Raw genomic sequence first — 22,573 nt, forward strand, 5'->3', positions numbered from 1 at the left:
TCTCGGTGGACACAGCCGGTGAACGGCAACCGGATGGCGCACCACACTAACGGCTCCGGATGACGGCTTCGTCCGCGGTGCCGGTGCGGAAGCGGTGAAGAGGGGGCCGGGAACACGAAAGCGCCCCACCACCGCGGTGAGGCGCCCGTACTGCTGTGAGGTTGTCGAAGGGTCAGCGGGGGTCAGGGCCCACCCCGGTCAGACCGCGCTCTTCTTGAGCCGACGACGCTCGCGCTCGGAGAGGCCGCCCCAGATGCCGAACCGCTCGTCATTGGCGAGGGCGTACTCCAGGCATTCCGACCGGACCTCGCAGGCGAGGCAGACCTTCTTCGCCTCGCGAGTGGAGCCGCCCTTCTCGGGGAAGAAGGACTCGGGGTCGGTCTGGGCGCACAACGCGCGCTCCTGCCAACCGAGTTCCTCCTCTTCCTCCGCGATGCCGTCACCGATCAACAGCTCAAAGAGCTCGCTCATGTGGCGCGCCTCCTCTGCCCCTACTTGGCGTCCCCGTGGTTGCCGTTGCCTCGTGCGGCCGACGACACGAGTGAAATTACAGTTGCGTCACTCTGGCCCAGTCAAGCCGAGCTCTGGTATTGGGGCCAGGATTCACTCCCCGGCACCAAGCCGTTACGAATAGTGTACATATTCGGACACATTGGACCTTCAGCCCAAAAGCCCCGGACGGCCTCGAACCGTCCGCACCTATTCGCCGAGTGACGCTCGGTCACCATCACAGGCCGGTCATCGCCCTGCCTTCCCGGCGATCTTCCCATCGAAACATAGACGGTGATTTATCACCCCATCCGGGCAGCTTCCGGACCTAACCCCCTCGAATACCCCATCCCTGCGTTTGACACCGGGACCGTGGGTACGGTCTCCTTTCCCCTATGTCAGAGTTCGCCAGCCCCCGGAGCGGTTCCACGCTCCGTCGTGCCGTGAACTCTTGTTGTCGCCTCTGTTCCTGCTGTATCTAGGCGCCCGCGTCCCACCGCGCGCCGCCCCCAGGAAGCACAGAGGCCGCCCGCGATTCCGCCCCAGGACATCCCGGATCCGGCTGATCCCTGACGAACCAGCCGCCACTCCGAGGACGACTCCCGTGCGCATGACCCGCATCCGCCAGCGGAACCGCGACCGCAACAAACTCGCCCGTCGTGGACTCGCACCCGCCGCCGCCCGCCCCGCCCGGTCCGCCCGGGGCTGGACCGACGGCCTCAGCGACGTCTCCATCGCCGGCGACCCGCTCGCCTTCCCGCACCTGGCCCGCACCGACCTGCCCGCCCACCCCACCACCGTCGCCGACCACGCCCGGCTGGTCCGCGAGATCGCCGCCGACCGCGCCCGCTGGGAGCCACTGGTCCGCTACGACGCGCTCACCCGCTGGTACGCCCGGCTGGAGACCGGCCCCGGCTACGAGGTCTGGCTGCTCAGCTGGCTGCCCGGCCAGAGCAGCGGCTTCCACGACCACGGCGAGTCCTCCGGTGTGATGACCGTCGTCCAGGGCGAGTTGATCGAGCGCTCGCTGACCCACGAGGGAGAAGCGGCGCGCACCCTGCGCCCCGGCGGGCAGCGGGTCTTCTCCTCCGGCTACCTGCACGAGGTCGTCAACGGCACGCTCGAACCCGCCGTCTCCATCCACCTCTACACCCCGGGCCTCACCGAGATGAACCAGTACGGCGGCACCTCCGTCCCCGAACAGCACCCGCAGGCCCAGGCCGGGACGCACTGAGCACCCGCCGTCGTCAGCCCGGCCGTCGCGCCCGGCGGCGGCCGGGCTGACGGGCAGTCCGGCCGTGGCAGGATGGCCCCATGCGCATCGTGGCACTGGCAGGCGGAATCGGCGGAGCGCGCTTCCTGCGCGGACTCCTCGCGGCGGTCGGACCGCAGGACGAGATCACCGTCATCGGCAACACCGGCGACGACATCCACCTCTACGGCCTCAAGGTCTGTCCCGACCTCGACACCGTGATGTACACCCTCGGCGGCGGCATCCACGAGGAGCAGGGCTGGGGCCGCACCGACGAGACCTGGTCGATCAAGGCCGAGATGCAGGAGTACGGCGTCGGCCCCGAGTGGTTCGGGCTCGGCGACCGCGACTTCGCCACCCACCTCGTCCGTAGCCAGATGCTCACCGCCGGTTACAGCCTCAGCCAGGTCACCGAGGCGCTGTGCGTGCGCTGGAAGCCCGGCGTACGGCTGCTGCCGATGAGCGACGACCGGGTCGAGACCCACGTGCGGATCACCGACGAGCAGGGCACCCGGGCGATCCACTTCCAGGAGTACTGGGTCAAGCTGCACGCCGCCGTCGACGCCGAGGCGATCATCCCGGTCGGCGCCGACACCGCCAAGCCCGCGCCCGGCGTCCTGGAGGCCATCGCCGACGCCGACGTGATCCTCCTCCCGCCGTCCAACCCGGTCGTCTCGATCGGCACCATCCTCTCCGTCCCCGGCATCCGGGAGGCCGTCGCCGCCGCCCCGGCACCCGTCGTCGGGCTCTCCCCGATCATCGGCGGCGCCCCGGTGCGCGGCATGGCCGACAAGGTGCTCGCCGCCGTCGGCGTCGAGGCCGCAGCCGAGGCCGTCGCCCTCGACTACGGCTCCGCGCTGATCGACGGCTGGCTCGTCGACACCGCCGACCAGGACTCGGTCGCCGCCGTCGAGGCCGCCGGGATCGCCTGCCGGGCCGTCCCGCTGCTGATGACCGACGTCGAGGCCACCGCCGAGATGGCCCGGGCCGCGCTCGCCCTCGCCGAGCAGGTGCGCACGTGAGCGAGCGGAGCTCGCGAACCGTCAAAAGGTGCGCGTTTCGCGAAGCGACCGCCGAGCGCGGCGAGGTGGGCGCATGAGCCTGGAGGTCCTGCCGGTCGAGGGGCTGCCGGAGGTCGACGCCGGGGCCGACCTCGCCGCGCTGCTCGCCAAGGCCGGCGACTACCGGGACGGCGACATCCTGCTGGTCACCTCGAAGATCGTCAGCAAGGCCGAGGGCCGGCTGCTGCACGCCGCCGACCGCGAGGCCGCGATCAACGCCGAGACCGTCCGGGTGGTCGCCCGACGCGGCCCCGCCCGAATCGTCGAGAACCGCAACGGCTTCGTCATGGCCGCCGCCGGCGTCGACGCCTCCAACACCGCCCCCGGCACCGTCCTGCTGCTGCCCGAGGACCCGGACGCCTCCGCCCGCGCGCTGCGCGCCGGGCTCCATCGGCTCACCGGACGCCGGCTCGCCGTCGTCGTCACCGACACCTTCGGCCGCCCCTGGCGCAACGGGCTCACCGACGTCGCCATCGGCGCCGCCGGGCTCACCGTCCTGGAGGACCACCGGGGGCGCACCGACAGCCACGGCAACGAGCTGACGCTCACCGTCACCGCCACCGCCGACGAACTCGCCGCCGCCGCCGACCTGGTGAAGGGCAAGGCCACCGGGGTGCCGGTCGCCGTCGTCCGCGGGCTCGGCCACCTCGTCACCGCCGAGGACGGCGAAGGCGCCCGGCCGCTGGTCCGCCCCGCCGTCGACGACATGTTCCGGCTCGGCACCTCCGAGGCGCTGCGCCAGGCCGTCACCCTGCGGCGCACCGTCCGCTCCTTCACCGCCGAGCCCGTCGACCCCGCCGCCGTCCGCCGCGCCGTCGCCGCCGCCGTCACCGCGCCCGCTCCGCACCACACCACGCCGTGGCGGTTCGTCCTGCTGGAGACGGCGGAGGTCCGCACCCGGCTGCTCGACTCGATGCTCGCCGCCTGGCAGCGCGACCTGCGCGAACTCGACGGCTGGGACGACGCCCGGATCGCCCGCCGCACCGCCCGCGGCGACGTCCTGCGCGACGCGCCCTACCTGGTGGTGCCGTGCCTCGTCATGGACGGCTCGCACCACTACCCCGACCAGCGGCGCGCCACCGCCGAACGGGAGATGTTCACCGTCGCCGCCGGCGCCGCCGTGCAGAACCTGCTCGTCGCCCTCACCGGCGAGGGCTACGGCTCCGCCTGGGTGTCGTCCACCATGTTCTGCCGCGACACCGTCCGCGCCGCCCTCGACCTCCCGGCCGGCTGGGACCCGATGGGCGCCATCGCCGTCGGCCGCCCCGCCGAAGCCCCGCGGGCGCGCCCCGAGCGCAGCGCCGACGCCTTCATCGAGGTGCGGTAGCGACCTCGGCGAGCAATGAGGCCCTCCCGATCGTCGGGTCCCCCAGGTGCTGCACCGCCTCACGGGCGGCCAGCGCGTCGGCGGCCTCGTCGCGGGCGGCGCGCGTCCGCGCCTCGGCCCGACGGAGCAACTCGGCCAGGCGCACAGCGACTTGACGTGCGCCCAGGGGGAAGCCGCGACCTCGGCGTAGCGGCGCCGGGCCGGTCATCTGCCCCGGTGGTCGTTGGGGGTGAGGCGGGGGCCGTAGCGGGGGGCGTGGACGGCGGTGGCTGCCAGGAGGCGGCAGACGCGGTGGCGGTGCGGGCGGTAGGGCTCCAGCAGGGCGAGCATCTGGGCGTCGTCGCTGCGGGGGCGGCCGGCCAGGGCCCAGCCGACCAGGTTGGGCAGGTGGAAGTCGCCGACCGAGACGGCGTCCGGGTCGCCGTTGCTGCGCTGCAGGGTCTCGGCGGCCGTCCAGGTCCCGATCCCCGGGACGGCGGTGAGGCGGGCGAAGGCCTCGGCGTGGTCCATCGCGGAGGCCTGCTCCATCCGGGGGGCCAGCCGGACGGCGCGCATGATCGTCGCCGAGCGCTTCGGATCCACCCCCGCACGGTGCCACTCCCAGCTCGGCACCAGGGCCCACTCCCGGGCCGACGGCGCCACCCGCAGGCCCTCGGCCGGGCCCGGCGCCGCGGTGCCGAAGTCCCTCAGCAGGGTGCGCCAGGCGCGGTACGCCTCGTCGGTGGTCACCTTCTGCTCCAGGATCGCCGGGACGAGGGATTCCAGGACCAGTCCGGTGCGGGTGAGGCGGACCCCGGCGGTGCGGCGCTGGGCGTCCCGCAGCGGGCCGGGCGGCAGCACCAGGGCCTCCGGATCGTCCTGCGCGCCCAGCAGCGCCGGCAGCCGTTCCAGCAGCCACTGCGCGCCCGGGCCCCAGGCGGTGGCCTCCACCTCGCCGGCCCCCGGCCGCGCCAGCACCCGCAGCGTCCCGATCCCCGCCGGGGTCCGGGACGCCCGCCAGATCGCGCCGTCGCCGGTGGTGCGGTACGCCGGGTCGGCGGGGCCCCGGCGCAGCGGCAGCAGCGTCCGGGCCGCGTCCAGCGGGAAGCCCGGCCGCCAGCGCCGTACCGACTCGCCCGTCACCGCCGTACGCCTCCTCCGCTGTCCGGCTCCACCGCCTTCGTCGACCATGGGGATATGAACGATACGCGGCTGCCGGAGCTGTCCTCCGGGGACGAGAGCGCGGTGCGGGCGCTGTACCACCGGGCGCTGGAGGGGTGGAACCAGCGGGACGGCTCGGCCTTCGCCGGGCCGTTCGCCGAGCACGGGGAGGTGGTCGGCTTCGACGGGACCAGGCACTGCGGGCGGTCGGTGATCGCCGCCGAGCTGGGACGGATCTTCGCGGACCACGCGACGCCGGAGTACGTGGCCAGGGTGCGGCGGGTGCGCGCGCTGGGGGCCGGGGTGGCGCAGCTGAACGCCGTCGCGGGGCTGGTGCCGGACGACGCGGAGGACCTGGACCCGGCGCTCAACGCGGTGCAGACGGTGATCGCGGTGAACGCCGGGGCGGGGTGGCGGATCGAGCTGCTGCAGAACACCCCGGCGCGGTACGACCTCCGGCCGGACCTGGCGGCGGCCTTGACGGCGGAGCTGCGGGGGCTGGTCGGGCGGGTGCCGGGGCCTGCCTAGAGGGTCTGGAGGTGGGCCGCGGCCGCGCGGAGGGCGGGGAGCCGGGCGTAGAGGGCGGCGCCGGGGCACTCGGTGTTGAAGGCGTCGCGGTGGCCGGAGACGGCGTCGAAGGCGACGACGGTGCCCTTGGGGTAGCGGCTGGCGTCGGAGCTGGAGGTGAGCTGGGCGCGGCCGGTGAGGCCGAGCTTCCAGGCGGCGATGGCGGCGAGGCCGTCCAGGAGGGGCTGGGGCGGGGAGTCGGAGACGAAGGTGCCGATGGCGGCGACGCCCGCCGAGTCGGTGTTGAAGCCGAGGGTGTGGGCGCCGTGGACGGGCCGGTCGACGCCGAGGAGTTCGAACGGCCCGGTGGTGCGCGGGGCCAGGCCGGAGCCGGGGCCGAGCGGCAGTGAGGTGACCGAGCCGCCGCCGGCCGAGGCACGGCGCCGGGCACCGTCCGGGTCGGCCGGACCGGCGGTGGCGGCGGGCTGGAGGAGCAGGGCCACGGTGCAGCCGGCGAGCAGGCCGGCCGGGAGGGAAAGGCGCATAGACCGGATGGTGGCGGCAAATCGGACCGCTCGCCACGCCGCCCCGTGCCCCTCCCGCCACCCTCCCGCCACCCCTCCCGACGCCCCACCCGAAGGCCGTAGGCTGGGGCGCACCATGACTGCGCATTTCGCTGCCGATGCCCGCACCCCCGTCGAGCTGCTGCACGCATACCTGCGAGGCGGCACGCCCACGGTCGATCCCGCGGCCCCGCTGGTCACCTTCTACGACGACGCCACCGGCGAACGGGTGGAGCTGTCCGCCCGGACCTTCGACAACTGGGTGGCCAAGACCGCCAACCTCCTCCAGGACGAGTTGAACGCCGGCCCGGGCGACCGGGCCGCGCTGCTGCTGCCCGCCCACTGGCAGAGCGCCGTCTGGCTGCTGGCCTGCTGGTCGGTCGGGGTGACGGCGGTGCCCGCCGGAGACCCGGCCGCCGCCGACCTGGTGGTCAGCGGCCCGGACGGCCTGGCGGCCGCCCAGGCCTGCGAGGGCGAGCGGGTGGCCCTGGCCCTGCGCCCGCTCGGCGGGCGCTTCCCACAGCGCCCGGACGGCTTCCTCGACTACGCCGCCGAGGTGCCCGGCCAGGGCGACCGCTTCGCGCCGTACTCGCCCGTGGCCCCGGACGGCCAGGCGCTGGAGACCGCCGTGGACGGGCTGCCGCTGAAGCTGACCGGCGAGCAGACCGTCGCGCTGGCCCGCGAGGGGGCCGTCCGGCTCGGGCTGAAGCCCGGCGACCGGGTCCTCTCCACCCTGTCGTACGAGGACTGGGCGGGTCTGGAGGCCGGTCTGCTGGCCCCGCTGGCGGCCGGCGCCTCGGTGGTGCTGTGCCGCAACGCGCAGGAGCTCACGCCCGAGCAGTGGGAGAAGCGGACCGAATCCGAACGGGTGACACTGCGTCTCGGGTAATCCCCGGTTCCGGCCGGGCGGGTAGGGATCCCTGCCATGGCCGAGGACGACACCGCGCACCCCCCGACCGACACTTCCCCGACGGACGCTCCCCCTTCCGGACCGGGACCCGGACGCCCGCACCGGCGCCGGCGGTGGCTGTTGATCACCGCCGGCGTCGTCGCGTTCCTGCTGGTCGCCACCGGGGCGCTGTTCTGGATCGCCTACCGCACGCTGGACGGCAACATCCGCACCGACTCGGCCACCGACGAGCTGCTCGCCCGGCTGGAGGCCGAGCGGCCGAGCCGGACGGCCGGGGCCAAGGGTGCCGAGAACATCCTGCTGATCGGCAGCGACGACCGCTCCGGCGCCAACGCCTCGTACGGCGGCGAGCCCGGCGCCCAGCGCTCGGACACCACGATCCTGCTGCACCTGGCCGCCGGCCGCGGGCACGCGACGGCGGTCTCCATCCCGCGCGACGTCATGGTCACCGTCCCCGCCTGCGAGAAGCCGGACGGCACCCGCGGCAAGGCCGGGCTGATGCAGTTCAACTGGGCGTTCGAACTGGGCGGGCCGGCCTGCTCGATCCGCACCGTCGAGCAGCTGAGCGGCATCCGGATCGACCACTACGTGATCCTCGACTTCAGCGGCTTCAAGACGATGGTGGACGCGATCGGCGGGGTCGAGGTGTGCGTCCCGCAGGCCATCCACGACAAGGAGGCCAAGCTCGACCTGGCCGCCGGGCGGCAGAGCCTGCACGGCGAGCAGGCGCTCGGCTACGTCCGGGCCCGGGAGAGCCTGGGCGACGGCAGCGACACCCAGCGGATGGGCCGTCAGCAGCAGTTCCTGGCCGCGCTGATCCGCAAGGTGCAGTCGCAGGGCGTGCTGCTGAACCCGGCGCGGCTGTGGCCGGTGCTGGACGCGGCGACCTCCTCGGTCAAGGCGGACGGCGGACTGTCCTCGCTCGGCGCGCTGTACGACCTCACCCAGGACCTGCGGGGCGTCCCCTCGACGGACGTGGTGTTCCTGACGGCGCCGCGCCGGCCGTACCGGTACGACTCGGACCGGGACGAGTTCGTGCAGCCGCAGACCACCCAGCTGTTCACCGCGCTGCGGGACGACCGGCAGGTCGCCGTCCGACCGCCCGATGCGGCGCCGTCGCCGAGTGCCGGGGCGGGCGTGGGGGCGAGTCCCGGGGCGGGCGTTCGTGCGAGTCCCGGGGCGGGCGTGCGGGCGGGCGTGGGTGCGGGCGCGAGTCCGGCACCCGGTGCGGGGTCGAACGAAGTGGCCGGCGCGACGGCGGGGGCGTCACCTTCGGCGGGCGCCTCGCCCACCTTCGAGGGACGTACGGCCGACGTGGACGCCTGCGCACCGCACTGATCGGGGCTGCGCCGCAGGTCGGCGCGGGTTTTCCGGAAAGTTCCCGGGTTCTGGGAGCTTGACCGGGCTATTACCTGACCATGGCACGGATCACACCCGGAACGATTCCCCCGTTCGGCTCGTTTAGTGTGTCCGGATCGGCCCGCCGAATGGGCGAGCCGAAGCCGTCACCGGTCGGAGGTAGGGAACCCCCGTGCAGCAGGACAAACCGGAGGTCGATCCCGCCGACCAGTGGACGCGTGACCCGGAAACCGGCCAGTACCGGCTCGACCCGTCCGCCGGCATCCCCGGGCAGCGCCGCCGCCCGTCCGGCCGGAACGCCGCGGCGGCCCCGGCCGCGCCCGCGGTCGAGGCCGGGGAGGCCGCCGGGCCGGGCCGCCGGGACTCCCGACGCCGGGCGGCAGCCGCCGCCAAGCGGACCCGGCGCCGCCGGGCGCTCAAGTGGACCGCCGGGGCCGGCGCCCTGGTGATGGTCGCGGGCTGCGGCGGGGCGTACTACCTGTACCAGCACTTCAACAGCAACCTGACCTCCGTCAAGGTCCAGCTCGGCAACGAGGAGGAGCGCCCCAAGGCCGCCGGGGACGCGCTGAACATCCTGGTGCTGGGCACCGACAGCCGGCAGGGCCTCGGCCGTGAGTACGGCGACGAGGGCAGCGCCGGGCACGCCGACACCACGCTGCTGTTCCACATCTCCAAGGACCGCTCCAACGCGACCGCGATCAGCATCCCGCGCGACCTGATGGTGCCGATCCCGGAGTGCCAGAGCTCCGACGGCAAGAAGATCCCCGGCACCGCGCGGGACATGTTCAACACCAGCCTCGGCCAGGACGGGCGTGACCCGGGCTGCACCTGGAAGACGGTGGAGAAGATCACCGGGATCCGGGTCGACCACTTCGTGCAGGTCAACTTCGAGGCGGTGAAGACGCTCTCCAGCGCCGTCGGCGGGGTCGAGGTCTGCGCGGCCAAGGACATCAACGACTCGGACTCGCACCTGAAGATGAGCAAGGGCCGGCACGTGGTCCAGGGCGAGGAGGCGCTGGCCTTCGTCCGCACCCGGCACGCGGTCGGCTTCGGCGGCGACCTCACCAGGATCCCGCTCCAGCAGCAGTTCATCAGCTCGATGATCCGCAAGATCAAGAGCGACGACACCCTGACCAGCCCGAGCAAGCTCTACAAGCTCGCGGACGCCGCCACCAAGGCGCTCACCGTGGACTCCGGGATAGGCAGCGTCGACAAGCTGAAGGACCTCGCGCTGGACCTCAGCAAGGTGGACACCAAGAACATCACCTTCGCCACCGTGCCGGTCCTGGACGACCCCAAGGACAAGGACCGGCTGGTGCTCAAGCAGCCGGACGCCGGGCAGCTGTTCGCGATGATCGCGGGCGACCGCTCGCTGACCGAGACCGCCACCCCGGCCGCACCCGAGACCACCGAGGCCGCGCCGGCGCCCGCGCAGCCGGCTCCGACCGCCACCACCCCGGCGGTGGACCCCAAGGACGTCCGGGTGACGGTGCGCAACGGCAGCGGGACGCGCGGGCAGTCGGGGCCGACCGTGGACAAGCTCCGCACGAAGGGTTTCGCCAAGGCCGCGACGGCCTCCGACGCGCCCGTCACCGCGAGCAGCTCGGTGTCCTACCCGACCGGGCAGGAGGCCGCGGCCGCCGCCCTGGCCGCCGCCCTCGGCCTGCCCGGCGACGCCGTCCGGCCGGACCCGAAGGCCGACCCGAAGGGCTCGCTGGTGGTGGTGCTCGGCAAGGACATCCTCACCGCGCCGACCACCCCGGCCGCGCCCCCGACCGAGGCGCCGAAGGACCTCCAGCGGGTGCAGGCGGACGACACCGACGCCTGCGCCAAGTGACCCGAGCAGCTGGCCGGGCCGGACAGACCCCAGGGCGTGCCCTAGCCGGGCGCGAGGGTTCCGTCGGTCTCCCGGTAGTGCTCGCCGGTGCGGGGGCAGTGCCAGCGGCCGTCGCCGACGGGCTCCAGCGGCTCGCCGGCGCGGCCGACCCAGCCGATCCGGCGGGCCGGGACGCCGGCGACCAGGGCGAAGTCCGGGACGTCCCGGTGGACCACGGCGCCGGCCGCGACCAGTGCCCAGCGGCCGACCGTCACCCCGGCGACCAGGACCGCCCGGCCGCCGATCGAGCAGCCCTGACGAAGCGTCACCCCCTCGGCATGCCAGTCCTTTTGACGCTTGGGGCGGCCGTCGGGGGTCACCGCGCGGGGGTGGCGGTCGTTGGTGAGGACGGCGGCCGGGCCGATGAACACCCCGTCCTCGCGGACCTGGGCGAGGTGCCACACCGTCGTCCCCGCACCGACGGCGGCCCGTCCGTCGACGTCCGCGCTCGGCTCGATCCGGGCCGCGCCGGGCCCGCCCTCAGCTGTCCCCATGCGCACCGACGATAGCGGCGCGGGACGGGCCCTTGGGGCCGGGCGGCGTCAACTCGCCTTGGACAGCACGTCCGTGGCGGCCGGGCCGACACTGCGTATCACCCTGCGGGCCAGCGAGCGGGGCGAGGCGAGGAAGCCGAAGCCCCAGCTGAGGTGCATGGTGGCGAGCGCCACCGGCAGCAGCGCCTTGGCCTTGAACGACAGGCCGCGGCCCTCGACCAGCCCGCCACCGACGATGCCCAGCAGGTAGGCGCCGGGCACGGCGAGGAAGGCCGGGTGGACGGCGGCGCCCAGCACCAGCCCGAGCGTGACGGCCAGGAAGGCGGTCGGCGGGGCCAGGTAGCGGAGGTTGACCGAGCCGCGGTGGTAGCGGGTGACCACCCGGCGCCAACGGCCGTAGTCCTTGTACTGCTTGGCCAGCGCCCGCACCGACGGCCGGGGCCGGTAGGTCACCTTGAGCTGCGGGGTGAACCAGACCAGCCCGCCGTCCTGGCGGATCCGGTAGTTGAGCTCCCAGTCCTGGGCGCGGATGAACTCCTCGTTGTAGCCGCCGAGCTTCTCCAGCACCTCGCGCCGGAACACCCCGAGGTAGACGGTGTCCGCCGGACCGGCCAGGCCGCCGGTGTGGAAGGCCGCGCTGCCGACACCGATCTTGGAGGTCATCGCGGCGGCGACCGCGTTCTCCCACTCGGTCTCGCCCTCGGCGTGCATGATGCCGCCGACGTTGGCCGCCTCCATCTCGCTGAGCAGCCGGACCGCGGTGGTGATGTAACCGGGGGTGAGCAGGCCGTGGCCGTCCACGCGCACCACTATCGGATGGCGTGAGCCGCGGATCGCGGCGTTCAGTCCCGCGGGAGTACGACCGGTGGGGTTCGCCACGGTCCGTACCCGCGGGTCCTCCGCCACCAGCTCGGCCGCGATCTCCGCGGTCCGGTCGGTGGACGGACCGAGGGCGATCACCACCTCCATCGGCCCGGGGTACTCCTGGTCCAGGATGCGCCGGACCGCCGTACGCAGGTGTCGTTCCTCGTTGAGCACCGGCATGATCACGGAGACAGCCGGCAGCTCCTCAGCAGCCTTGGTGTTCATCGGGGCCAACCGTACCGGTGCGGACGCGTCTCCGTCTTGTCCCGGTCTGGGCCGCTGCGCGCACCTCGCGACGCCGGGCCGGTCCCTTGATCACGCCCACCGTACTCCGCGCCCTCCACGGGCCCGCAACGGGGCCCGGACGGGCGGATTCCGGGGGGCGAACCCGGGCCCGGACGGGCGTTCGGCAGGCCCTCGGCGGGGCCCGGAGGCGGCCGGAGCGGGTTCGGTGCAGGTTCGGCGCAGGTTCGGAGCACGTGGTGAACGATGGTGAAAACCGCGCATCGCGCGGTCATCGCAGCCCACCAGGGGCGGTCCGTGCCGCAGGGGCCGGGTGCGCACAGCACCCGGCCCCTGCCCCCCGTTCCCCCCTCGGCGGCCCCCTCCGCCGGGTCGAGCGGCCCCCGCCGCCGGGTCAGTCCGTCGCGATGGCCGTGAGGACGTTCATCCGCCCGGCCCGGAAGGCCGGGACGAGGGCGGCGACCAGTCCGATCACCACCGAGGCGACCAGCGTCACCGCGAGCGTGGTGGTCGGCACGGAGAGCGTGTCCAGGCCCTGGTCACGCAGCACCCGCTGGGCGGTGACGCCCCAGGCCAGGCCGAGCCCGGTGCCGAGGACCGCGCCGAACACCGCGATCACCACGGACTCCAGCCGGATCATCCGGCGCAGCTGGCGGCGGGAGAGCCCGATCGCCCGCAGCAGGCCGATCTCCCGGGTCCGCTCGACCACCGACAGGGCCAGGGTGTTGACCACGCCGAGCACGGCGACCGTGATGGAGAGGCCGACCAGGCCGTAGATCAGGTAGAGCAGGGTGTCGACCTGGGACTGCACGACCTTCTTGTAGCCGGCCTGGTCCTTGATGGTCAGCTGCGGGTACTCCCTGAGCGCGTCCTCCAGGGCGGTCAGCGTCTTCGCGACGTCGGTCCCGAACGAGGCCTTGGCGAAGAACGTCCAGACCGGAGGCTGGTCGGCGGCCGGTACGGCCTTGGCCATGGTGTCGAAGTCGACGAAGGAGCCGTCGCCGAACAGCGAGCCCTTCGCGAACACCGCCCCCACCGGCAGCACCTGGGTGTGGTCCTTGTCGTAGGCGACGGTCACCCGGTCGCCGACCGTCAGGCCGTGGTCCTTCGCGAAGGCCTCGCCGATCCCCAGCTCGCCCCGCCCGATCGCGTCCAGCGAACCGGCGGTGACCGGGAGGTGGAAGTCGGTGGTGAAGAAGGCGGGCGGCGCGGCGGTGAGGTTCGTCCGCGCGCTCCGGCCGTCCGGCAGCTGGAGCCTGGGGCCGAAGAACTTCTGGGTGGTGACGTGGTCGATGCCCTGGGTCCGGCGGACCGCGTCCAGCATCTCGGGGGTGATCGAGGTGCGGCCGCCCTGGACGACGTAGTCCGCGCCCACCGACCGGTCGATCTGCGCGTTGGCCGAGGTGACCATCGAGGCGCTGAACACCGAGGAGCCGATCACCAGTGCCAGTCCGACCATCAGCGCGGCGGCGGTGGCGCCGGTGCGGCGCGGGTTGCGCATCGCGTTGCGCTGGGCGAGCCGGCCGGACGGGCCGAACACGGCCGGCAGCAGTGCGCCCAGCGCCCGGACCACGACGGTGGCCAGCAGCGGGCCGAGCACCACGAAGCCGATCAGGGTGAGCAGCACGCCCAGGCCCAGGTACCGGCCGCCGGTGGCCGCCTTCGCCGCCTTCGCCGCGAGCACCAGCAGACCGCCGCCACCCGCCGTCAAGGCGAGGCCGACCACCGTACGGACCAGGTTGGCGCGGCCCTCGGCCGGCGTGCCGTGGTCGCGCAGGGCGGCCATCGGCGCGATCCTGCTCGCCCGGCGGGCCGGGAACCAGGCCGCCACCAGCGTGACCACGATGCCCAGGGTGTACCCGGCGAGGAACACGCTCGGCCCGATCTGCAGATCGCTCGCCTTGAGCTCCATGCCGATCGCGTTCATCAGCTTGATCAGGCCGACCGCGATCCCCAGCCCGGCCCCGATCCCGAGGGTCGAGCCCAGCACGCCGAGGATCAGCGCCTCGGCCAGCACCGAGCGGTTCACCTGCCGGCGGCTGCCGCCGATGGCGCGCAGCAGGCCGATCTCCCGGGTGCGCTGGGCGACCAGCATCGAGAAGGTGTTGATGATCAGGAAGCAGCCGACGAACGCCGAGATGAGCGCGAAGCCGAGCATCGCGTTCTTCATGAAGCCCAGGCCGCTGCCGACGTTCTTGGTGTTCTCGTCCTTCTGCTCGGCCGCGGTCTTGACCTGGTAGCCGGTGCCCAGCGTGGCCAGCGCGTCGGCCTTGAGCCGGTCGTTGCCGCGGCTGCCGTCGCCGAACGCCTCGACCGAGGTGTACGCCTGCTCGCCGAGCAGGACCTGCTGGGCGGTCGGGGTGTCCAGGAAGGCCAGCGCCGCACCGGGGTTGGTGGTGGTGAAGGAGGCGATGCCCGCGATGGTGAACTCGTGCCGGCCGCCGGCGTTGTCGACCCGGAGCCGGCCGCCGAGGCCGAGACCGGCCTTCTTCGCGGTGTCCGCGTCCAGCACCAGCTCGCCCGCGCCCTGCGGGGCGTGGCCCTGGGTGAGGCGCACCGCGCTGCGCGGGGTCCCGGTCCAGTTGCCGACCAGGGTCGGGGCGCCGCTGGTCGGGCCGACCAGCTTGTTGGTAGCCGGGTTGACCAGGGTGGCGTTCTCGACCCTGACCTGGCCGACCGCCGTCTTCACCCCGGGCACCGCGGCGAGCTGCCGGGCGGCGTCGACCGGGACGGTCCGCGGCTTGTCGGAGGCCGACGGCTCCTCGTCCTCGGCCGGCTTGGGCGGCTGGACCGAGACGTCGGAGGCGGTCGCGGCGAAGAGCTTGTCGAAGGTGCTGGTCGCGGTGTCGGAGAACACCAGGGTGCCGGAGACGAACGCGACCGACAGCACCACGGCGATCAGGGAGAGGGCCATCCGGCCCTTGTGGGCGAAGAAGCTCCGCAGAGCGGTTCTGAGCAGCATGAGGTCTCGTCCCGCCCGCTCAGCTGGTGCGCTTGCCGTCGAAACGGCGCATGCGTTCGAGGACGGAGTCGGCGGTGGGCGCGTGCATCTCGTCGACGATCACGCCGTCGGCGAGGAAGAGCACGCGGTCCGCGTAGCCCGCGGCGACCGGGTCGTGGGTGACCATCACGATGGTCTGGCCCAGTTCGTCGACCGAGCGGCGCAGGAAGGTGAGCACCTCGGCGCCGGCCCGGGAGTCCAGGTTGCCGGTGGGCTCGTCGCCGAAGATGATCTCCGGCCGGGCGGCCAGCGCCCGGGCCACCGCGACGCGCTGCTGCTGGCCGCCGGAGAGCTGCGCCGGGCGGTGCTTGAGCCGGCCCGCCAGACCCACGGTCTCCACCACCTGGTCCAGCCAGGCCTGATCCGGGCGGCGCCCGGCGATGTCCATCGGCAGCGTGATGTTCTCCAGCGCGGTCAGCGTCGGGAGCAGGTTGAACGCCTGGAAGATGAAGCCGATCTTGTCCCGGCGCAGTCTGGTCAGCTGCTTGTCCTTGAGACCGGTGATCTCGGTGTCGCCGATCCAGATCCGGCCGCCGCTGACCGTGTCCAGGCCGGCCAGGCAGTGCATCAGGGTCGACTTCCCGGAGCCGGACGGGCCCATGATCGCGGTGAAGCGGCCGCGCTGGATGTCGACGTCCACCGCGTCGAGCGCGGTGACCCTGGTCTCGCCCGCGCCGTACGCCTTGGTCACCCGGCGGGCCGACGCGGCGACGGCGGACGCTCCGCCGGGAAGCTGGGGGTCGTGCACGGCTGCTGCTGCCGTCGTCACTGGAGTCTCCTAGGAAGTGGGCCCACCCGTCGCCCCCGGCCGGACGGCCCCCTTCGTGCGCGGCGGGCCGCAGCCGTGCGCGGGCACGCCGGAGGAAGGGGTCGTCGACCGGGGAGTGACCCCACCCACCAGGGCCGGCGGGCGCCGGCTCCGGGGAGAACCTCGCCCTCGTCGGAACGAGCGGGGACAGCCACAACGTTAGGAGTGGTGGCGGGCCGGCTCGTCATCCGCCGGAATGAAGCCGCCCAACCAGGGTTCTGCGGGGCGCGGCGCCGCTCCCCCTAAGGGGTGCCGCGGCCCGTCTCGGGGACGCCCCGTACGGGGTTCGGGCGTCGGCTCCCCCGGGCCGCCCCCTCGCCTGCTCCTCAGCCGGCCAGCGCCGGTGCGGCCAGCCGCTCCAGGGCCTGGGCGAAGCCCTCCACGACCGGGGCCAGCAGGGTGTCGGTCTCGCGCTCGACCAGGGTCGTCCCGTCCTCCCGGGCGGTGATGTGGCGGTCGAGCACGAACCAGCCCTGGGTGATGTGGCCGGCGCCCATCGAGCTGAGCACCGGGCGCAGCGCGTAGTCCACCGCCAGCACGTGCGCGGGCGAGCCGCCGGTGGCCAGCGGTAGCACGGCCTTGCCGGCCAGCGCGTACTGCGGGAGCACGTCCAGCAGCGCCTTCAACAGGCCCGAGTAGGCGGCCTTGTAGACGGGGGTGCCGATCACGACGCCGTCCGCGCGGGCGAACAGCTCGGTGACGGCGACGATCTCCGGGTGGTCGAAGTCGCCCGACAGCAGCGCGTGCGCGGGCAGGCTGCGCGCCTCGAACGGGAGGACGTGGTGACCGCGGGCCTCCAGGCGCGCGTCGACGTGGCGCAGCAGGCGGGTGGTGCGGGAGGTGGCGGACGGGGAGCCGGAAACGGACAGGACGGTGGCCATGGGTTCACCTCTGGCTGGAAGCGGGGGCGGCGCGACGCGGCGCAGCGGGACCGCTGCGGGGCGGGGCCCGGGAAGGGTGTTTCGACGTGCTGCGACGCGGGACGTGCTGCGACGCGGGTCGGGGGTACGTCGACGCGGAGTGGGGGCGCGCTTCAGCCGCGACAGAGCGAACAGGCCACACCACGCCGCAGGTCGACGTGCCGCCGACGCGTGAGTGCCCAACGCTGATCCATACCCGAAATGCAAACACGCTGTGTTCGAGCGGGTCAAGAATCGTTTCGCCAGCTGAACCGCGGTGAACGGCGGGTGACACGGCTCACGTTGAACGCCGCCCCGCGCCCGGGCGCCCCACCGTCGTGCGGCCGCGCGGAAGTTGCGGCGGAACGATCCGACACGTGCATCAAAACTGCTACAAGCAGCCTGGTGGAGCCCCCGGGGGGAGTCAGCACGACCGGGGTCGGGCATCCTCGACGACATGAACACGTGGCAGGAGGGCCGCCCGGGAGGCGGCGGGAACCCGTACAACGACGGGAACCCGTATCGGGGCGGCGGCAACGGCGGCGCGTACGGGCGCGGCGGAGGCGGCACGGCGGCCGAACCGCCGCTGCCCGGGTCGCTGAACCCGCGCGGGCCGGGGGCGCCCGCGCCGCGGCAGCCGGAGCCGTCCCGCGTCGGCGGCGTCCCGCCACAGGGGCCGGGCAGGCAGCCCGCCGGGCCCGGAGGACCGGGCGGTCCCGGTCGGCCGGGGGGTCCGGGTGGCCCGGGAGGTCCGGGTGGCCCGGGTGGCCCCGGCGGTGCGCGGCCGGGTGCGATACCCGCCAAGCGCTGGCCGCGGCGCCGGATCGTCAAGTGGTCGGTCTTCGGCGTCCTGATCGCCGTCATGGTGACCGCGGTCTCCACCTGGTTCTGGGCCGACTCCAAGCTCAACCACGAGAACGTGCTGGCCGACTACCCCGGACGACCGGCGGCCGGCAAGGGCACCAACTGGCTGATCGTCGGCTCCGACAGCCGCCAGGGCCTCACCGACTCGGAACAGGACGACCTGCACACCGGTCACGACACCGAGGGCAAGCGCAGCGACTCGATGATGATCCTGCACGTCGGGGACAACGGGAACACCCTGATGAGCATCCCGCGCGACTCCTGGGTGCCGATCCCGGAACACCCCGGCAGCAACGGCAAGACCGTCAAGGGCACCACCGCGAAGATCAACTCGGCCTTCGGCAACGGCGGCGGCCGGCTGCTCGTCCAGACCGTCGAGCTCAACACCGGCATCCGGATCGACCACTACGCCGAGATCGGCTTCGCCGGCTTCGTCGGCATCGTCGACTCGATCGGCGGCGTCGAGATGCACATCGACCAGAACGTCCAGGACAAGGACTCCGGCCTCGACCTCAAGGCCGGCGACCAGACCCTCAACGGCAAGCAGGCCCTCGCCTTCGTCCGCCAGCGTCACCAGATGGCCGACCAGGACCTCGGCCGCATGCGCAACCAGCAGAAGTTCCTCGGCGCCCTCGCCCACCAGGCGGCCTCCCCCGGCACCGCACTGAACCCGTTCACCTTCTACCCGCTGGTCGACTCCGCCCTCGGCACCCTCATCGTCGACGACGACGCGGGCCTCACCGACCTCGGCTCGCTCTTCCTCGCCATGAAGGACGTCAACGGCGGCAGCGGCAAGTCCCTGACCGTGCCGATCGCCAACGCCGACTACCACACCAAGACCGGCGAGTCGGCGGTCCAGTGGGACACCAACAAGGCCAAGCAGGTCTTCGACGCCTTCAAGAGCGACAGCGCGGTCCCGGACATCAAGTGACCGCCCGCGACTCGTTGTAGTCGCGGCGACACAATGGGTGGATGTCACTCGTCACCGCGCTCGTCTACCGCCGCCGCCACCGCCTCCTGGGCCGCCTGGTCCAGGAGGCCCTCGCGCTCTACGGCATGGAGGTGCCCGCCGCCTGCGAGATCGGGCCCGGGCTCGTCGTGTTCCACCGCGGCTTCGGCACCGTGCTGCACCCGTACACCACGCTCGGCGCCATCTGGGCCAGCGTGCCCGCGCGCAAGGTCGGCGTGCGGGAGGGGGCGTGGGCGGCGGCGCCCTAGGCTTCGCTAACCCGCTTGCGGGAGAAGGCCCGTGCCGCACTCCGGGAAGCGGACCAGCCACTCCCCCTCGCCGCCGTCGGCCTCGGTGGCGCCCGAGTAGCCGTAGTGGATCAGCCGCCCCTGGCCGCCCTCCAGCCAGCGGGCGTCGGTCAGGTGGACGGTCAGGGCCGCCGGGCGGTGCGGGTCCGGCCGCTCCAGCACCAGTTCCCGCTCGGCCTCGTCGGACCGAAAGGCCACCGCCGTCTTGGTGGTCGGCCGGCGCGCACCGCCGCCCTCGTACGTCCAGTACGCGACGACCGTCACGGTGAGCGATCCGTCCAGGCTCCCACCGCCCGGCCGCACGTACTCCTCGTCCGGGACCCAGCGCGCATGGTGGCGGATCTCCTCCGGCCCCCACCGCTCGTCCCAGCGCACCCAGTAGCCCGCCACCCGTTTGACCGTCATGGTCTCGCAGGCCACCCGCACCGCGATCCGCGCGGGGTTGACCGGCTCGCACGAGGCGAGCGAGACCACCGTCACCTGCTCGTACGTCACCGCGCCGTCGTCGGCGTCCTGTTCCATCGGTGAACCACCTTGCCGGAGAGTCGAGTTGGCCGCGGCTCCGACCGCGCACGAAGAGCCTAGGGCGGCCGTGGGCGGGCCGGACCGATTGCGCGATTCCGGCCCGGGCCGGTCCGCTACCCGGCTACCCTGCCCCCGTCACCGGGCAGCCGGTCGAGGGTGATGCCGAAGTGGTCGCGGTAGGCGGCCAGCGCCTCGGGGACGGCGAGCTGCTCCTCGGTGCGGGTGCCGTCCGGGGCCGTGCGGATGAGCTTCGTGCCGTTGAGGGTGATCCGGCCGCCGTCCTCGGCGAGGAGGGAGCACGTCGCCCCGCGGGCGAAGGGGGACTCGGGCGAGGTGGTCTGCCACCAGCAGGTCTGGCGGAAGTCCGCGAGCGGGTAGGGGCGGCGCTCCAGCCGGTACTGCGGCTTGCCGTCCATCAGGACGTCGAGCTCGCCGTGGTCCCCGTACGGGCTGAGGGTGAACGCGCCGTGCGGGTCGGCCTGCGGGGCGCGCTCGTCGAGGCGCAGCGGGTGGCGGCTGAACCGGCCGAAGCCGACGTCGACCAGCCAGGGTTCGTCGAGGTCGACCCGCAGCGCCAGGTGGTCGAACGGCGGTCCGGGCTGCTCGCCGTTGAAGACGCGGGCGGCGAGCAGGCTCACCCGGTAGCCGAGCGAGCGCAGCAACTCGGCGAAGGCGCCGTTGAGTTCGTAGCAGAAGCCGCCCCGGCGGCGGGCTACCAGCTTCTCCACCAGCACGCCGGGGTCGAGGATGACGGGCTCGCCGAGGTGGATGCTCAGATTCTCGAACGGCACGGCCCGGAGGTGGGCGAGCTGGAGCCGCGCGAGCGCCTCCGGGGACGGCGCGCCGGCCTCCGCCACCCCGATCCGCGCCAGGTAGCCGGCCTGCCCGTCGGGGGTCAGCCCTTCGTGCGGCTTCTCGTGATCCATCCGCCCATTCCACCCTGCGCCGGGCCCGTCGACCATCGGTCCTTGGACCTACGTCGCCGATCATCCCCGCGCCGGACGTCGGACAGGCCGACTTCCGGCGCGGCCCACCACCCGGGCGCTGCGGCCGGCACGGAAGCGGCCCTCACCCGGGGACGGCGAGGCCTGCTTTCGCGGATCTCCTGCATGGCCGTCAATCCCGCTGTCGAGGCCGGACGTTGACGCGCCCGGGCAGCTGATCACCCAACCGGGGGACATGCCTGGTCAGGTGCACCCCTCCCGGGCGGGTGCTCGCACACAATCGGCCCATGACCGAACCTCTGAGCCGACGCCACGTGCTCGGCGCCGCCGCCGCGGCCGGCTTCGCCGCCCTCCTCACCACCGGAACGGCCAAGGCCGCCACGGCTGGCACCCGCACCGCACCGCCGGACCCGGCCGAGGCCCCGGCCGAGGAGCCCGCCGAAGAACCCGCCGAAGAACTCGCCGAAGAACCCGCCGAGGACCCGGCGGCCCACGCGGACGACCCCGCCGAGGACCCGGCGGCCGACGCCGACGACCTGGCCGAAGAACCGGCGGCCCCCCTCGACGACCCCGACCGCATCCACCGCGCCACCCGCACCGGCCGCGCGCCCGTTCCGCCCGGCGTCTACAGCATCAGCAAGCCGCGCGAGCATCTCCTCACCGTCGAAGGCCCCCGCGACCCGGTGGTCGTCCTGCCGCCCACCGGCACTCCGGGCGCGCAGGAGTGGCGGGTGCAGACGCTCCCGAACGGCAACGTCACCCTCCGCAACCTCCGGGAGAACGCCTACGCCGGCTTCGACGGCGACCCGGCGCCCAACAAGCCGATCTTCGGCAGGCCCACGCCCACCGAGTGGGTGCTGCGCCAGAGCGCCGAGCCCTTCGCCTTCCACATCGTGGCCCCCGGCGGTCCGGTCGACGGCGTCGAGTTCGCCCTCGACCTCAGCCTGCTGGCGATCTTCCCGCCCCGCACCGCGCTGCGGCGCTACGAGCCCCGCGACCAGCGCCAGGCCTGGCGGTTCGAGCCGCACGAGTAACCGACCCTCCCCCGCGCCCACCCGGCCGGAGCCCGGCGAGCAGTCCGGGCTCCGGCCCCGCCGTGTCCCGCCGCGGCACGCAGGACGAAGATAGGTGGATGTAAAACACAATCGTCCAGGGCGAGGGGTCCGCGCCATGCCGCACATCACCATCGACTACTCCCCCCGGCTGGCCGACGCCTTCGACCGGCAGGCGCTCCTGCGGGAGCTGCACCCGATGGTGCTGGAGGAGGCCGGCTCCGCGGGCGTGTGCAAGACCCTCTGCCGCCCGGCCGCCGAGACCTGCGTCGGCGATCCCGGCACCGACCGGGCCGGCCGGACCGGCTTCGTCCACATCACGGTGGCCCTGCTGCCGGGCCGCTCCGACGGCCTGAAGGCCCGGCTCGCCGAGGACGTCCTCGCCCTGCTGGGCAAGCACCTCCCCCACGACGCGGTCTCCTCGGTGGAGGTCCGGGACCTCGCCGCCTCCTACCGCCTGCGCCCCGCGCAGCCGTAGGGCGCCCCCCGGCCACCCGTCCCCGGGAAAACCACCGCCCCGGATCGGGAAGTCGGACCGACCGACTTTCCGCTCCGGGGCGGTACGTGGAGGAGGAGGCGACTACTCGACGATGCCGGACTTGGCGATCTTGATGGCCTTCGAGGTGCGGCCGCTCTGCGAGCCGAGCTTCTCGATCGCCGTCACGACGTCCAGGCCCTCGACGACCTCGCCGAAGACGACGTGCTTGCCGTCCAGCCAGTCGGTCACGATGGTGGTGATGAAGAACTGCGAGCCGTTGGTGTTGCGGCCGGCATTGGCCATCGAGAGCAGGCCCGGCTTGCTGTGCTTGAGCTGGAAGTTCTCGTCGGCGAACTTCTCGCCGTAGATGCTCTTGCCACCGGTGCCGTTGTGGTTGGTGAAGTCGCCACCCTGGAGCATGAACTGCGGGATCACGCGGTGGAAGCCGGAGCCCTCGTAGCCGAAGCCGTTCTGGCCGGTGGCGAGCTCACGGAAGTTGCGGGCGGTCTTCGGCACGACATCGTCGTACAGCTTGAAGACGATGCGGCCGGACGGAACGCCGTCGATCTCGATGTCGAAGAAAACGTTGGAAGCCATGCAGGGATCATGGCACGACCCGTCGGCCGACGCGCGTCACCCCCCGGGGGACCGCCGTGTGAA

Annotated in this window: 22 protein-coding genes; 11 read left to right on the plus strand and 11 right to left on the minus strand. The window is 73.4% G+C overall.

Annotation, left to right across the window (positions count from 1 at the left end; genetic code table 11):
• Window positions 1-198 precede the first annotated feature (198 nt).
• Window positions 199-471: a WhiB family transcriptional regulator gene (locus ACIOJE_RS36710; protein ID WP_063349134.1), complete on the minus strand. Its 273-nt coding sequence runs from the start codon at window positions 469-471 to the stop codon at window positions 199-201.
• A 628-nt stretch (window positions 472-1,099) separates the two neighbouring features.
• Here ACIOJE_RS36710 and ACIOJE_RS36715 point away from each other — a divergent pair.
• The 3 genes from ACIOJE_RS36715 (at window position 1,100) to ACIOJE_RS36725 (ending at window position 4,129) form a co-directional block, all read left to right on the plus strand.
• On the plus strand, window positions 1,100-1,723 hold the full coding sequence (locus tag ACIOJE_RS36715) for a cysteine dioxygenase (protein ID WP_400782504.1): 624 nt from the start codon (window positions 1,100-1,102) through the stop codon (window positions 1,721-1,723).
• An 80-nt stretch (window positions 1,724-1,803) separates the two neighbouring features.
• The gene (cofD, locus tag ACIOJE_RS36720; RefSeq protein WP_400782505.1) at window positions 1,804-2,763 is read left to right on the plus strand and encodes a 2-phospho-L-lactate transferase; all 960 of its coding nucleotides are present in this window, start codon (window positions 1,804-1,806) and stop codon (window positions 2,761-2,763) included.
• A gap of 73 nt (window positions 2,764-2,836) precedes the next feature.
• On the plus strand, window positions 2,837-4,129 hold the full coding sequence (locus tag ACIOJE_RS36725) for a coenzyme F420-0:L-glutamate ligase (RefSeq protein ID WP_400782508.1): 1,293 nt from the start codon (window positions 2,837-2,839) through the stop codon (window positions 4,127-4,129).
• A gap of 204 nt (window positions 4,130-4,333) precedes the next feature.
• Here ACIOJE_RS36725 and ACIOJE_RS36730 read toward each other — a convergent pair whose 3' ends face one another.
• Entirely contained in the window at window positions 4,334-5,299 is a 966-nt protein-coding gene (locus ACIOJE_RS36730; RefSeq protein ID WP_280686042.1) for a DNA-3-methyladenine glycosylase 2 family protein, read from the minus strand.
• 6 nt (window positions 5,300-5,305) lie between these two features.
• Here ACIOJE_RS36730 and ACIOJE_RS36735 point away from each other — a divergent pair, with 6 nt between their 5' ends.
• On the plus strand, window positions 5,306-5,797 hold the full coding sequence (locus ACIOJE_RS36735) for an SgcJ/EcaC family oxidoreductase (protein WP_280686041.1): 492 nt from the start codon (window positions 5,306-5,308) through the stop codon (window positions 5,795-5,797).
• Here ACIOJE_RS36735 and ACIOJE_RS36740 read toward each other — a convergent pair.
• Window positions 5,794-6,321 carry a hypothetical protein gene (locus ACIOJE_RS36740; RefSeq protein WP_400782512.1) on the minus strand — a complete coding sequence of 176 codons (528 nt, stop codon included), beginning with the start codon at window positions 6,319-6,321 and terminating at the stop codon, window positions 5,794-5,796. The two genes, ACIOJE_RS36735 and ACIOJE_RS36740, sit on opposite strands and share 4 nt — an antisense overlap.
• A 115-nt stretch (window positions 6,322-6,436) precedes the next feature.
• On the opposite strand from ACIOJE_RS36740, the gene ACIOJE_RS36745 reads away from it, so the two are divergent.
• From ACIOJE_RS36745 to ACIOJE_RS36755, 3 genes are all read left to right on the plus strand, one after another.
• Entirely contained in the window at window positions 6,437-7,228 is a 792-nt protein-coding gene (locus ACIOJE_RS36745) for a TIGR03089 family protein (protein ID WP_280686039.1), read from the plus strand.
• Between the two features lie 141 nt (window positions 7,229-7,369).
• Window positions 7,370-8,587 carry an LCP family protein gene (locus ACIOJE_RS36750; RefSeq protein ID WP_400782514.1) on the plus strand — a complete coding sequence of 406 codons (1,218 nt, stop codon included), beginning with the start codon at window positions 7,370-7,372 and terminating at the stop codon, window positions 8,585-8,587.
• A 193-nt stretch (window positions 8,588-8,780) separates the two neighbouring features.
• Window positions 8,781-10,445 carry an LCP family protein gene (locus tag ACIOJE_RS36755; protein ID WP_280686038.1) on the plus strand — a complete coding sequence of 555 codons (1,665 nt, stop codon included), beginning with the start codon at window positions 8,781-8,783 and terminating at the stop codon, window positions 10,443-10,445.
• Window positions 10,446-10,486: 41 nt separating this feature from the next.
• Here ACIOJE_RS36755 and ACIOJE_RS36760 read toward each other — a convergent pair whose 3' ends face one another.
• From ACIOJE_RS36760 to ssuE, 5 genes are all read right to left on the minus strand, one after another.
• Window positions 10,487-10,978: an acyltransferase gene (locus ACIOJE_RS36760; protein ID WP_400782517.1), complete on the minus strand. Its 492-nt coding sequence runs from the start codon at window positions 10,976-10,978 to the stop codon at window positions 10,487-10,489.
• A gap of 48 nt (window positions 10,979-11,026) precedes the next feature.
• Window positions 11,027-12,067, minus strand: a complete 1,041-nt coding sequence (locus ACIOJE_RS36765) for a glycosyltransferase family 2 protein (RefSeq protein ID WP_400782519.1) — start codon at window positions 12,065-12,067, stop codon at window positions 11,027-11,029.
• A gap of 412 nt (window positions 12,068-12,479) precedes the next feature.
• The gene (locus tag ACIOJE_RS36770) at window positions 12,480-15,047 is read right to left on the minus strand and encodes an ABC transporter permease (protein ID WP_400782522.1); all 2,568 of its coding nucleotides are present in this window, start codon (window positions 15,045-15,047) and stop codon (window positions 12,480-12,482) included.
• 19 nt (window positions 15,048-15,066) lie between these two features.
• Window positions 15,067-15,855 carry an ABC transporter ATP-binding protein gene (locus ACIOJE_RS36775; protein ID WP_280686034.1) on the minus strand — a complete coding sequence of 263 codons (789 nt, stop codon included), beginning with the start codon at window positions 15,853-15,855 and terminating at the stop codon, window positions 15,067-15,069.
• A 365-nt stretch (window positions 15,856-16,220) separates the two neighbouring features.
• On the minus strand, window positions 16,221-16,775 hold the full coding sequence (gene ssuE, locus ACIOJE_RS36780) for an NADPH-dependent FMN reductase (protein WP_280686033.1): 555 nt from the start codon (window positions 16,773-16,775) through the stop codon (window positions 16,221-16,223).
• A gap of 475 nt (window positions 16,776-17,250) precedes the next feature.
• Between ssuE and ACIOJE_RS36785 the strand changes: the two genes are divergently transcribed.
• Window positions 17,251-18,588, plus strand: a complete 1,338-nt coding sequence (locus ACIOJE_RS36785) for an LCP family protein (RefSeq protein ID WP_400782526.1) — start codon at window positions 17,251-17,253, stop codon at window positions 18,586-18,588.
• Window positions 18,589-18,629: 41 nt separating this feature from the next.
• Window positions 18,630-18,875, plus strand: coding sequence for a hypothetical protein (locus ACIOJE_RS36790; RefSeq protein ID WP_400782529.1), 246 nt, complete (start codon window positions 18,630-18,632; stop codon window positions 18,873-18,875).
• A gap of 6 nt (window positions 18,876-18,881) precedes the next feature.
• Here ACIOJE_RS36790 and ACIOJE_RS36795 read toward each other — a convergent pair whose 3' ends face one another.
• Window positions 18,882-19,436 (minus strand): hypothetical protein, encoded by a 555-nt coding sequence (locus ACIOJE_RS36795; RefSeq protein ID WP_400782532.1) that lies wholly within the window; start codon window positions 19,434-19,436, stop codon window positions 18,882-18,884.
• 116 nt (window positions 19,437-19,552) lie between these two features.
• The gene (locus ACIOJE_RS36800; RefSeq protein ID WP_400782536.1) at window positions 19,553-20,365 is read right to left on the minus strand and encodes an arylamine N-acetyltransferase; all 813 of its coding nucleotides are present in this window, start codon (window positions 20,363-20,365) and stop codon (window positions 19,553-19,555) included.
• A 305-nt stretch (window positions 20,366-20,670) separates the two neighbouring features.
• Here ACIOJE_RS36800 and ACIOJE_RS36805 point away from each other — a divergent pair, with 305 nt between their 5' ends.
• Together ACIOJE_RS36805 and ACIOJE_RS36810 are read left to right on the plus strand one after the other, a co-directional pair.
• On the plus strand, window positions 20,671-21,417 hold the full coding sequence (locus ACIOJE_RS36805; RefSeq protein WP_400782538.1) for a hypothetical protein: 747 nt from the start codon (window positions 20,671-20,673) through the stop codon (window positions 21,415-21,417).
• Window positions 21,418-21,553: 136 nt separating this feature from the next.
• Entirely contained in the window at window positions 21,554-21,913 is a 360-nt protein-coding gene (locus ACIOJE_RS36810; protein ID WP_400782540.1) for a 5-carboxymethyl-2-hydroxymuconate Delta-isomerase, read from the plus strand.
• A 102-nt stretch (window positions 21,914-22,015) separates the two neighbouring features.
• On the opposite strand, the gene ACIOJE_RS36815 is transcribed toward ACIOJE_RS36810, so the two are convergent.
• Window positions 22,016-22,510 (minus strand): peptidylprolyl isomerase, encoded by a 495-nt coding sequence (locus tag ACIOJE_RS36815; RefSeq protein ID WP_280686026.1) that lies wholly within the window; start codon window positions 22,508-22,510, stop codon window positions 22,016-22,018.
• Window positions 22,511-22,573 lie beyond the last annotated feature (63 nt).

This window comes from Kitasatospora sp. NPDC087861 (assembly GCF_044742585.1).
Lineage (GTDB): Bacteria > Actinomycetota > Actinomycetes > Streptomycetales > Streptomycetaceae > Kitasatospora.

What these genes read in the sequence shown, in the direction of transcription:
- ACIOJE_RS36805 (WP_400782538.1), top strand. Translation starts at nt 20,671, where the DNA reads ATGACCGAACCTCTGAGCCGACGCCACGTGCTCGGCGCCGCCGCCGCG.
- ACIOJE_RS36710 (WP_063349134.1), bottom strand. Translation starts at nt 471, where the DNA reads ATGAGCGAGCTCTTTGAGCTGTTGATCGGTGACGGCATCGCGGAGGAA.
- ACIOJE_RS36795 (WP_400782532.1), bottom strand. Translation starts at nt 19,436, where the DNA reads ATGGAACAGGACGCCGACGACGGCGCGGTGACGTACGAGCAGGTGACG.
- ACIOJE_RS36730 (WP_280686042.1), bottom strand. Translation starts at nt 5,299, where the DNA reads ATGGTCGACGAAGGCGGTGGAGCCGGACAGCGGAGGAGGCGTACGGCG.
- ssuE (WP_280686033.1), bottom strand. Translation starts at nt 16,775, where the DNA reads ATGGCCACCGTCCTGTCCGTTTCCGGCTCCCCGTCCGCCACCTCCCGC.
- ACIOJE_RS36715 (WP_400782504.1), top strand. Translation starts at nt 1,100, where the DNA reads ATGACCCGCATCCGCCAGCGGAACCGCGACCGCAACAAACTCGCCCGT.
- ACIOJE_RS36810 (WP_400782540.1), top strand. Translation starts at nt 21,554, where the DNA reads ATGCCGCACATCACCATCGACTACTCCCCCCGGCTGGCCGACGCCTTC.
- ACIOJE_RS36760 (WP_400782517.1), bottom strand. Translation starts at nt 10,978, where the DNA reads ATGGGGACAGCTGAGGGCGGGCCCGGCGCGGCCCGGATCGAGCCGAGC.
- ACIOJE_RS36800 (WP_400782536.1), bottom strand. Translation starts at nt 20,365, where the DNA reads ATGGATCACGAGAAGCCGCACGAAGGGCTGACCCCCGACGGGCAGGCC.
- ACIOJE_RS36740 (WP_400782512.1), bottom strand. Translation starts at nt 6,321, where the DNA reads ATGCGCCTTTCCCTCCCGGCCGGCCTGCTCGCCGGCTGCACCGTGGCC.
- ACIOJE_RS36725 (WP_400782508.1), top strand. Translation starts at nt 2,837, where the DNA reads ATGAGCCTGGAGGTCCTGCCGGTCGAGGGGCTGCCGGAGGTCGACGCC.
- cofD (WP_400782505.1), top strand. Translation starts at nt 1,804, where the DNA reads ATGCGCATCGTGGCACTGGCAGGCGGAATCGGCGGAGCGCGCTTCCTG.
- ACIOJE_RS36745 (WP_280686039.1), top strand. Translation starts at nt 6,437, where the DNA reads ATGACTGCGCATTTCGCTGCCGATGCCCGCACCCCCGTCGAGCTGCTG.
- ACIOJE_RS36790 (WP_400782529.1), top strand. Translation starts at nt 18,630, where the DNA reads ATGTCACTCGTCACCGCGCTCGTCTACCGCCGCCGCCACCGCCTCCTG.
- ACIOJE_RS36735 (WP_280686041.1), top strand. Translation starts at nt 5,306, where the DNA reads ATGAACGATACGCGGCTGCCGGAGCTGTCCTCCGGGGACGAGAGCGCG.
- ACIOJE_RS36770 (WP_400782522.1), bottom strand. Translation starts at nt 15,047, where the DNA reads ATGCTGCTCAGAACCGCTCTGCGGAGCTTCTTCGCCCACAAGGGCCGG.
- ACIOJE_RS36815 (WP_280686026.1), bottom strand. Translation starts at nt 22,510, where the DNA reads ATGGCTTCCAACGTTTTCTTCGACATCGAGATCGACGGCGTTCCGTCC.
- ACIOJE_RS36785 (WP_400782526.1), top strand. Translation starts at nt 17,251, where the DNA reads ATGAACACGTGGCAGGAGGGCCGCCCGGGAGGCGGCGGGAACCCGTAC.
- ACIOJE_RS36765 (WP_400782519.1), bottom strand. Translation starts at nt 12,067, where the DNA reads ATGAACACCAAGGCTGCTGAGGAGCTGCCGGCTGTCTCCGTGATCATG.